General features: G+C 72.2%; 10 protein-coding genes and 1 pseudogene. 5 read left to right on the plus strand and 6 right to left on the minus strand.

Annotated features, from left to right (window positions below):
* Nucleotides 1-224: 224 nt before the first annotated feature.
* Nucleotides 225-902, plus strand: coding sequence for a suppressor of fused domain protein (locus tag QH283_RS24820; RefSeq protein ID WP_280505351.1), 678 nt, complete (start codon nucleotides 225-227; stop codon nucleotides 900-902).
* Between the two features lie 11 nt (nucleotides 903-913).
* Here QH283_RS24820 and QH283_RS24825 read toward each other — a convergent pair whose 3' ends face one another.
* From QH283_RS24825 to QH283_RS24845, 5 genes are all read right to left on the minus strand, one after another.
* Nucleotides 914-1,648, minus strand: coding sequence for a Clp protease N-terminal domain-containing protein (locus QH283_RS24825; RefSeq protein WP_280505352.1), 735 nt, complete (start codon nucleotides 1,646-1,648; stop codon nucleotides 914-916).
* 54 nt (nucleotides 1,649-1,702) lie between these two features.
* Nucleotides 1,703-2,812: an NAD(P)/FAD-dependent oxidoreductase gene (locus QH283_RS24830; protein WP_280505353.1), complete on the minus strand. Its 1,110-nt coding sequence runs from the start codon at nucleotides 2,810-2,812 to the stop codon at nucleotides 1,703-1,705.
* A 122-nt stretch (nucleotides 2,813-2,934) separates the two neighbouring features.
* Nucleotides 2,935-3,816 (minus strand): RNA polymerase sigma-70 factor, encoded by an 882-nt coding sequence (locus tag QH283_RS24835; protein WP_280505354.1) that lies wholly within the window; start codon nucleotides 3,814-3,816, stop codon nucleotides 2,935-2,937.
* Nucleotides 3,817-3,990: 174 nt separating this feature from the next.
* On the minus strand, nucleotides 3,991-4,905 hold the full coding sequence (locus QH283_RS24840) for a CDP-alcohol phosphatidyltransferase family protein (RefSeq protein WP_280505360.1): 915 nt from the start codon (nucleotides 4,903-4,905) through the stop codon (nucleotides 3,991-3,993).
* A 13-nt stretch (nucleotides 4,906-4,918) separates the two neighbouring features.
* Nucleotides 4,919-5,632: a phosphatidylserine decarboxylase gene (locus QH283_RS24845; RefSeq protein ID WP_280505355.1), complete on the minus strand. Its 714-nt coding sequence runs from the start codon at nucleotides 5,630-5,632 to the stop codon at nucleotides 4,919-4,921.
* A 274-nt stretch (nucleotides 5,633-5,906) separates the two neighbouring features.
* On the opposite strand from QH283_RS24845, the gene QH283_RS24850 reads away from it, so the two are divergent.
* Nucleotides 5,907-6,935 (plus strand): beta-ketoacyl-ACP synthase III, encoded by a 1,029-nt coding sequence (locus QH283_RS24850; protein WP_280505356.1) that lies wholly within the window; start codon nucleotides 5,907-5,909, stop codon nucleotides 6,933-6,935.
* Nucleotides 6,936-7,034: 99 nt separating this feature from the next.
* Here QH283_RS24850 and QH283_RS24855 read toward each other — a convergent pair whose 3' ends face one another.
* On the minus strand, nucleotides 7,035-7,490 hold the full coding sequence (locus tag QH283_RS24855; protein WP_280505357.1) for an SRPBCC family protein: 456 nt from the start codon (nucleotides 7,488-7,490) through the stop codon (nucleotides 7,035-7,037).
* Nucleotides 7,491-7,720: 230 nt separating this feature from the next.
* On the opposite strand from QH283_RS24855, the gene QH283_RS24860 reads away from it, so the two are divergent.
* The 3 genes and pseudogenes from QH283_RS24860 to QH283_RS24870 all read left to right on the plus strand — a co-directional run.
* A complete protein-coding gene (locus QH283_RS24860) occupies nucleotides 7,721-7,999 on the plus strand; it encodes a hypothetical protein (RefSeq protein WP_280505358.1) in 279 nt (92 codons plus the stop codon).
* Nucleotides 8,000-8,151: 152 nt separating this feature from the next.
* Complete coding sequence (locus QH283_RS24865) at nucleotides 8,152-8,466, plus strand: hypothetical protein (RefSeq protein ID WP_280505359.1); 315 nt, start codon at nucleotides 8,152-8,154, stop codon at nucleotides 8,464-8,466.
* Nucleotides 8,467-8,494: 28 nt separating this feature from the next.
* Nucleotides 8,495-9,259: pseudogene (locus QH283_RS24870) on the plus strand (AAA family ATPase); the annotation flags it as partial.

The following is a 9,259-nucleotide window of genomic DNA, read 5'->3' on the forward strand; positions in this document are numbered from 1 at the left end:
CATCACGGCCCGGATGAACGGCGGCGCCACCTCGGGAGGCAGATCCCCGTGGATGATGAACTCGCCGTCGGGGCCGGACTCGGTCTCCACATAGGACAGCGCGCGCAGCAGGTCGATACGGCGTTCTCCCGCGACCAGGTCGGAATCCTCGGCCGTTTCATCCGGCATCGCTATAGCTTAACCGGCCGTCCGGCATAATCCGCGCCGCGACTTACAGTTGCCGCGTGAGTGTGAGACCCGGCTGGGACGCGATCGACGGCGTCCTGGCACAGCTGTACGGAACGACCGAACCCGAACACTGGACGGTGTCGCACCACTGGACCGTCGGCAGCGCCGACCCGCTCGAGGGCATCTCCGCCTACGCGCGCACCGATCCGGTCCCGCACTGGCACTACATCAGCTACGGCATGTCGGAGCTGGACGAGAAGGCCTGGGGGCATCCGTCGATCTCCGGCTGGGGCTTCGAGTTCACCTTCCGGCTCTGCGGCGAGGTCGACGTCGAGCCCGCGCCGGTGTGGCCGGCCAATTTCATCCAGAACCTGGCCAGATACGTGTTCACCTCCGGCAAACGCTTCGCCGCCGGCCAGACCATCCGGGCCAACGGGCCGATTGCCGGTGCCGACCACGCCGAATCGCCGATCCGGGCGGTCGGGTTCGCCACCGACCCCGAACTGGGCATCATCGAGACGATCAACGGCCGGGTGGAATTCCTGCAGATCATCGGCCTGGCCGACACCGAGTACCAGGCCGCGCGCGGCGGCAAGCTCGGCGGCGTGCTCGACGCGCTGCGCGAGCGGCTGCCGCTGCTGGTGACCGATATCGACCGGGACTCGCTGTTGCCGCCGCCCGCCCCTCGGGCGCAGTGGCCCCGCTGGGGCGGTGGGTTGCGCGGGCGCGGATAGCCTGCCCGCGCTCAGGAGGCGGGCTCGCCGCCGGAGACGAACTGCGAGAGCAGCTCGACCAGATGCTCCTCCACGGCCTGCTTCGCCACGCCGAGGCCGCTGATCGGCCCATCGCCGTGCTCCTCCTCGAGCAGGGCGAGCAGCAGGTGCTCGGTGCCGATGTAGTTGTGACCGAGCCGCAGCGCCTCACGGAAGGTCAGTTCGAGCACCTTCCTGGCGTCGGCGGCGTAGGGGATCAGGGCGGACTCGGAGTCGGACCGCCGGTCGGAGACGGGCGGCAGGGCGGCGGTGGCGGCCTCGCGCAGCGCCGCCTCGGTGACGCCCCGGCTGACGAGTTCGCGCACCGCCAGCCCCTCCGGCTCGGCGAGCAGCCCGAGGATCAGATGCGGGGCGTGGATCTCGGGATGGCCGCTCGCCCGCGCGGCCTCCTGGGCGGCCATCACCACCTGCTGGGCGCGCGGGGTGAAGCGGGCGAAGCCGTCCTTGGGGTCCATCGCCGTGGACGAGCCCTTGGGGACGAAGCGCTTTTGCGCGGCCTGCTTGGAGACGCCCATGCTGGCGCCGATCTCGGTCCAGGAGGCGCCGGAGCGGCGGGCCTGGTCGACGAAGTGGCCGATCAGGTGGTCGGCCACCTCGCCGAGGTGGTTGCCGACGACGACGGCGTCGGCGAGCTGTTCGAGCACGTTGTCGGGACGGGCGGTCTTGATGCCCTCGATCAGGTCGTCGAGGCGGATCTGTGAAGTCATACGTCAACCATAGGTTGACGATAACCGATCGTCAACCACTGGTTGACGCTTGGTTCAACGCAGCCCGGCCATCCCCGCCGCACCGCGCACGATCAGCTCCTTGACCGCCGCCGCCGGACGGCCGCGCAGCATCCAGCCCGCCGGGCGGTCGTCGGCGCGCAGGCCGTGGATCAGGCCGTCGCGACGGCCGAGGCTCAGGCACTGCAGGTGGAAGCGGAAGTTCAGCGGCTTCGGGTCGCGCCCGCGCAGGCCCGCGGCGATCACCGAGGCCGCGTGCGCGCCCGCGGGCAGCGCGGTCGCGCAGGCCATCCGCAGTTCACAGCCGCCGGGGCCCGCCATGACCGCGCTGTCGCCCACCGCGAGGATCTCCGGGTGCGAGGTCGAGCGCAGGTAGGGGTCGGTGCGCACCCGCCCGGTCGAATCGACGTCCAGACCCGCCCGCGCGGCGAGGTCGGGGACGGCGAAGCCGGTGGTCCAGACGGTGACGGCGGCGGGAACGACAGTGCCGTCGGCCAGGCGGGGCCCGTCCGGGGTCACCTCGACGACCTTCGCGCCCCTGCGCACCTCGACACCGAGGCCGGTGAGGACCCGGCGCACGTGCGCGACCGCTTTCTCCCCCAGCCAGGCGGCGGGCTCGTCGGCGCCGAGCAGCAGCACCGGGGTGCCGGGACGCGACTCGGCGAGTTCGGCGGCCAGCTCGATGCCGGTGGCCCCCGCGCCGACCACCGCGACCGGTCCATCGGCGCCCACGACCCAGCGCGCGTCCTCCGGGGTGGCCACCGAGCGTGCGTATTCGGCGACGCCGGGAACGCGATTCGCGGCGATGCTGCCGAGCGCGTAGACGAGGGTGTCGTAGCCGATCGTCTCGGGAACCGCTGCCCCGTCCTCGACGGCGCGCAGGCGCACCGTGCGGGCGGTCGGGTCGAGGTCGACGACGCGGGCGCGCAGGAACTCGGCGCCGAACCGGCCGACCGCCGCGGCCAGATCCCAGCGCCGCACCTGCTGCCCGGCGACGCGCTGGTGCAGCCGGACGCGCTCGGCGAACTCGGCCTTGGCGTCGACCACGGTCACCCGCGCCCCGCGCACCCGGCCGAGCTTGCGCGCGGCGGCCAGGCCGGCGTAACCCGCGCCGAGGACGACGATCCGATGCTGCTGTCCGGTCATGATGAGGCTCCTTTCGCTGTGCCTTCACCAGCCAGACCGGACAGCCCCCGGAAATCTGACAACTCCGTGAAGTGATGTGGATCACACCTCGGCGCGTCTCCCGGTTCGCGCCTCGGGGAGCGTCAGCTCCGCGCGGTGACGCGGCCGTAGTAGGCGAGCTTCTCGGGATTCGCCGACAGCCACAGCGCCTCGATGCCGTCCTCGCGGACGTCGAGGCCCATCACCAGCAGCGGCGCATCGCCCACCCGGACCACCAGCGCGAGACCGGCGTTGACCTCCTCCAGGCCGATCGCCATGCCCGCCACGCCGCGACGGGTCAGGCCGCGCAGGTAGGCGGCGACCCGCTCGGCGCCGACGACCGGACGACGCGCGGCATGCACCACACCGCCGCCGTCGGCGGTGGCCACGGCGTCCCTGGACAGCACCGTGCGCAGTTCCTCGACATCGCCGGTGCTCGCGGCGCGCAGGAAGCGGTCGAGCAGTTCGCGGGTGGCCGCACCGGACGGCCGGAAGCGCTGACGCCCGCGCCTGACCCGTTCGGCGGCGCGGTGCAGCGCCTGCTGGGAGGCGGCCTCGGTGATCTCCAGCATGGCGGCGATCTCGCGGTGCGGGTAACCGAAGGCCTCGCGCAGCACGAAGACCGCGCGCTCGAGCGGGTTCAGCCGTTCCAGGGCGGCGAGCAGGGCCAGTGAGACCGACTCGCGGAGTTCGACGGTCTCCAGCGGGTCGAGTTCGGCGGTGGGCACCGGTTCGGGCAGCCACGGTCCCGGATAGGTCTCGCGCCGGGCGCGCGCGGAGACCAGCCAGGTGCGGCACAGATTGACCACAGCCGTGGTCAGCCACGCCTCGGGATTGGCGATCGCGGCACGATCGGCGCCGTCCCAGCGCAGGTAGGTCTCCTGCACGGCGTCCTCGGCCTCGGTGGCCGAGCCGAGCATCCGGTAGGCGAGCCCGAACAGCCGCCTGCGCCGGTTCTCGAACTCACGCAGCCCGTCGTCGTCCACCGCCGCCTCCCGCCGGTCTCGCCCTTGCCTCGCTTGCCGACAGCCTCGCTGCCGACAGCCTCGCCCCTGATGGTCGCCTCGCCCCTGATGGTCACCTCGCCGCTGATGGTCGCCTCGCCGCTGATGGTCGCCTCGCCCTTGATGGTCTCAGCCCACGTTCCCGGTTCGCACGGTTCAGCGTCCGCCCGCCGCGTCCTCGCCGGTCCCGCTCGGCTGTTTCGGCCCCGGCCTGCGCAGCCGCAGCCGGGCGCTGGAGCCGCGGATGGCCGGTCGCATGGCCGGGATGCGGCGCTGCGCCCGCCGCTGCGCGCGGCGCTCGGCGGGCTTGTCCTGCCAGGTCTCCGGGCGCGCGGCCACCCAGCGCTGCGAATGCCAGGCGAACGGGATGTGCACCAGGTAGGCCACCACCAGCACCATGAGCAGGATCAGCGGGTAGGTGACCAGCAGCGCGGCGGCCAGCGCCACCAGCACCAGCAGCCCGGCGGCGGCCTGCGGGGCCACCGAGACCGACTTCATCGCCAGCGTGGGGATGGTGCTCACCGCCAGCGCCGCCGCCAGCACCGTCCAGGCCGCGACCTCGTAGAAGCCCACCCACCAGCCGTCGCCGAACTGCTCGAACAGCGCGATGGGCACCAACGCGATCAGTGCCGCCGCGGGCGCGGGCACGCCGACGAAGTACTCGCGCGCCCAGTCGGGGCGGTTGTCGTCGTCGAGCAGGGTGTTGAACCTGGCCAGGCGCAGCACGATGCTCACCGCGAACAGCAGCGCCACGATCCAGCCGATGCTGTTGTCGTCCAGCAGGGCCACGTACAGCACCAGCGCGGGCGCGACGCCGAAGGAGATGGCGTCGGACAGCGAGTCCAGTTCGGCGCCGATCTTGGTGGTGGCGTCGAGCATCCTGGCCAGCCGCCCGTCGAGCATGTCGAACACGGCCGCGGCGCCGACCATGGCGAGGGCGACCGCGAGTTCGCCGTCGAGGGCGAACTTCACCGCGGACAGCCCCGAGCACAGTGCCAGGATCGTCACCACGCTCGGCAGCAGCCGGATGCTGCGACGGCGACGTCTCGGCGACGGCGTAGCCGCCTCCATCACCGCAACTCCCTTACCTCAGCTGGGCGAGAACGGTCTCGCCGCCGATGGTGCGCTGGCCCGGCTGCACCAGCAGCTCGGTGCCTGCCGGGAAGTAGGTGTCCACCCGGGACCCGAAGCGGATCAGCCCGTAGGTGTCGCCGATGGTCAGCACGTCGCCGACCCTGGCGTCGCAGACGATGCGCCGGGCCAGCAGGCCCGCGATCTGCACCACCACCACGGTCCGGCCGTCGGCGGTCTCGAGCACCATGCTGTTGCGCTCGTTGACCGAGCTGGCCTCGGGCAGGTCGGCGGACTTGAACTGTCCGCTCTGGTGCCGCACCTCGCGCACCACGCCGGAGACCGGGGTGCGCTGCACGTGCACGTCCAGCACGGAGAGGAAGATGCTGACCCGGGGCAGCGGCTGGTCGCCGAGGCCGAGTTCGGCGGGCGGCGCCGCGGTGTCGACCAGGGCGATCTCACCGTCGGCGGGGGCCACGACCACACCGGCCCGGTTCGGCGGCACCCGGTGCGGGTGGCGGAAGAATCCCGCGCACGCGGCGGCGGTGACCAGGCCTGCCCGGCGCAGCCACTTGCGCTTTCCGGCGGCCACCGCGACCGCGAGCGGGGCCGCAACGAACGGCAGTCCGGCCGGGTGCAGCGGCGGGATCGTTGACTTCACCAGATCGACGACATGGCCGACCCCGGTGGTCTCGGGTGTGCCGGGCGGGGTGGGACGGCGTGCCACAGACTCCTCTTTCGTGCTCGGTGCGCTCGATTGTCAAGCCACCACACCCTACGCCGTAGCCGCTCGCAAGTGCGCCGTGCTGGTGCCGCGCCGATGCGGGGCCGGGCCGCCCGCCCGGCCGGGGTCGTCGGGCCGACGGCCGAGTTCGCGATCCGGCTACGCGCCCGCAACCCGAGGACTAATATGAGGGTGCCTCACGTCTGAGGGAGCTCGCAGCCCGATCGCACGTACCAGATCTCAGGCACCCGGATCCGCAGGTAACCAGGAGACGCACATGTCCGTACGCATCGCCCAGACGACCGGCGTCGAAAACACCGCGATTCTCGGGCTCGGCGTCTATCGCCCGGCCAGGGTCGTCACCAACGACGAGATCGCCGGCCCCATCAACTCGAGCGACGAATGGATCAGGACCCGATCGGGCATCAGGACCAGGCGTTTCGCGGACGAGACCGAGACACTGCACGCCATGAGCGTGGCCGCCGCGCGCGACGCGATGGCCGCGGCCGAGGTCTCCGCCGACGAGATCGACTGCGTCGTCGTCGCCACCTCCACCCACCTGCTGCTCACCCCCGCCGCCGCCCCGCGCATCGCCACCGACCTCGGCATGAACGGCGCGGCCGCCTTCGACATCTCCGCCGGGTGCGCGGGCTTCTGTCACGCGCTGGCCATGGCCTCGGACCTGGTTCGCGCGGGCACCTCGAAGAAGGTGCTGGTCATCGGCGCCGAGAAGCTCACCGACACGGTCGACATGACCGACCGCTCGACGGCCTTCCTGTTCGCCGACGGCGCGGGCGCGGTGGTGGTCGGCCCATCCGACGAGCCGGGCATCGGCCCGACGGTGTGGGGTTCGGACGGCACCCAGCACCACGCCATCCGCCAGACCAAGGACTGGATGCAGTTCTTCGCCGAGATCGAGGACAAGGGTCTCGACGCGGTCCGCCCGTACCTGGCGATGGAGGGCACGGCGGTGTTCCGCTGGGCGGCGCACTCGCTGGAGAAGGTCTGCCGCGACGCCATCGACCGGGCCGGGCTGACCACCGACGATCTGCAGGCGATGATCCCGCATCAGGCCAACGGCCGGATCATCGAGATCATGGCGCGGGTGCTGAAACTGCCCGACGACTGCGCGCTGGCCGACGACATCGAGGAGACCGGCAACACCTCGGCGGCCTCGATCCCGCTGGCGATGGAGGCGCTGCTGCGCAAGGGCGAGTCCCGGCCGGGCGATGTCGCGCTGCTGATCGCCTTCGGCGCCGGGCTCTCCTACGCCGCGCAGGTGGTCACGCTGCCGAAGTGGAAATAGCCCCGGCGGTGGAAACAGCCCCGGCGGTGGGGATGGTCCCGGCGGTGAGGACAGTCCCGGCGCTGCAAGGATTCCCGGCCCGAGCCGATCGGGCCCGGGTCAGTTCGCGGTCTCGGCGGCGGCCTTGATCCTGGCCAGCGTCTCGGTCATGCCGGCGAGCAGTTCTTGCTCGAAGGCCTTCTCCCCGCCGAACAGCAGGTCGATGGCCTTGCGCACCGGCCAGCGCACACCGTTCGAGGCATCGCGCACCTGCGTGAGCCGGGTGCCGTTCGCGGTGGGCTCGAGCCGGAAGCGCCAGGTGACGCCGTTCTCGTTCATTCGGAAGGCCAGTTCGCGCTCGGGCTCGTAGGCGACGATGCGCGAGGTGCTCGGGTAGACCTTCCAGCCCACCTTGTTCCAGTTGACCGTCCAGGTGCCCGCTTTCGGCGCGCCGAGCGGTTTCATCGCCCTGGTGGTCGGGCTGAAGTCCGGCATCCTGGCCGGGTCGCCGACGATCTGCCAGACCGTCGAGGGCGGGGCGACGATGTCGACTGTCGCTTCGAGGTTTTCGGCCACTGGTACCTCCGGTTCCTGACCGATCGCACACGGGGAAGGCCTCGGGACGAGGCCTCGATGATCGATCCCGGCCCATCGTAGACCGCGTGTCGCGCGCCACACCCCGACGACGGTTGGGTCACGAAACGGTACGACACGGCGGAGTTGCCGCCTGGCGGGGAATCCCGGCATCGATCGGGCAACGACACCCGACGAGTAGCCGAAAGCAATCCGAGTGAGGTGATCAGGCCGTGAATCTGTTCTCCCTGCTCCACCGTCGCCACCACCACGCAGTCCCGCCGCTGTCGTTGATCGTCCCCGACGACCGTCGCCTCGCCGACTCCGCCGCGCCGTCTCCTGCCCCGTCCATCCGGCCTTCCCCGGTGTCCGAGCGCGCGCCCGCGCTCACCGACGAGGAACGCCTCGAACGCCTGCCCACCCCCACCGAACTCGAACTGGTGCTCGAGCACCCGGACGACCCCGCACCCGGCCACGACGGGCCACGCGGCCACGATGCCGCGGCCCCCTGAGTCCGGTCGCCCCGTCACCGCTCCTCCCGCAAACCCCCGGCATCGCGCGCCGTTTCTCGCGAACCCCTGGCGCACCGGCCGGTACCCGCCGGTAGGCTCTGCGATCGCGCCGGAGGCTCCGGCGCCTGATGGCACCCCCGGGAAGAGCGAGCATGAAGCGAATTTCCGTCGTCCTGTCCACCGCGGCCGCGCTGACCCTGGCCCTTTCCGGCTGCGGCGGTTCGGATTCCGGCGCGGCCGACTCGGCGGACGAGACCACCCAGACCACCTGCGCCGAGTTCAAGGAACTCGACACCGAGGCGGAGAAGGCCGTGGTCGAGGCGATCCTCGCCGAACACCCGGAAAGCCAGTACGCGGGCAGCCCGAACGTGGCGCTCGGCACCGCGAAGCTGGTGTGCCTGGCGGCGGCGAACGCCGACAAGACCGTCGCCGAGGCGGCGGGACTGCTCACCCCCGCCGCCGAGTAGGCCGCCCGCACCCGTGTGAGCGCCCCCGATGTCCCGGTCACGCGCGGGGCAGCGGGCCACCCGGCGCAACGGGCAGAATGGCACGGTGGCTGAACTGGCGCTGACCGCTCGCTTGAATCCGTCCGCCGCCGACGCCCGACGCGGGGTGGTGCGACTGCACCCGGAAGCGCTGGCCGCGCTCGGCCTGCGCGAGTGGGACGGGATCGCGCTGTCGGGGGCGCGGCGCACCGCCGCCGTGGTCGCGCTGGCCCCCTCCGGCACCCCCGCCGGGGTCGCGTTGCTCGACGACGTCACCCTGTCCAACGCGGGCATCAAGGAGAGCCAGACCGTCGTGGTGTCCTCCGCCGTCGTGCACGGCGCCCGCCAGGTGGTGCTGAGCGGATCGGTGCACGCCACCCGCAGCATCCCAGCGGCCACCCTGCGCCAGGCTCTGCTCGGCAAGGTGGTGACCGTGGGCGACACGGTCTCGCTGCTGCCGCGCGATCTCGGCCCCGACATGCCGACCGCGACCGCGGGCCAGGCTCTCTCGCGCACCTTCGGCATCGCCTGGACCACCGAACTGCTCACCGTCACCGCCACCGATCCCGCGCCGGGCCCGGTCAGCGTGCAGCCGAACACCGCGGTGTCCTGGGCGGCGGGCGCGGTGGCCGCCCGCGAGGCCGCCGACCGGGCCGACGCGGGCGATCCGATTCCCGCGGGCCTGGCCTCGCACGGGGCCACCGAGGCGGCCAGGCTCGGCCCCGGCACCTTCGGCACCACCGCCCAGCCCGCGGGGGCCGCCGCCTCGCTCGGC

The organism is Nocardia farcinica (assembly GCF_029867845.1).
Classification (GTDB): domain Bacteria; phylum Actinomycetota; class Actinomycetes; order Mycobacteriales; family Mycobacteriaceae; genus Nocardia; species Nocardia farcinica_A.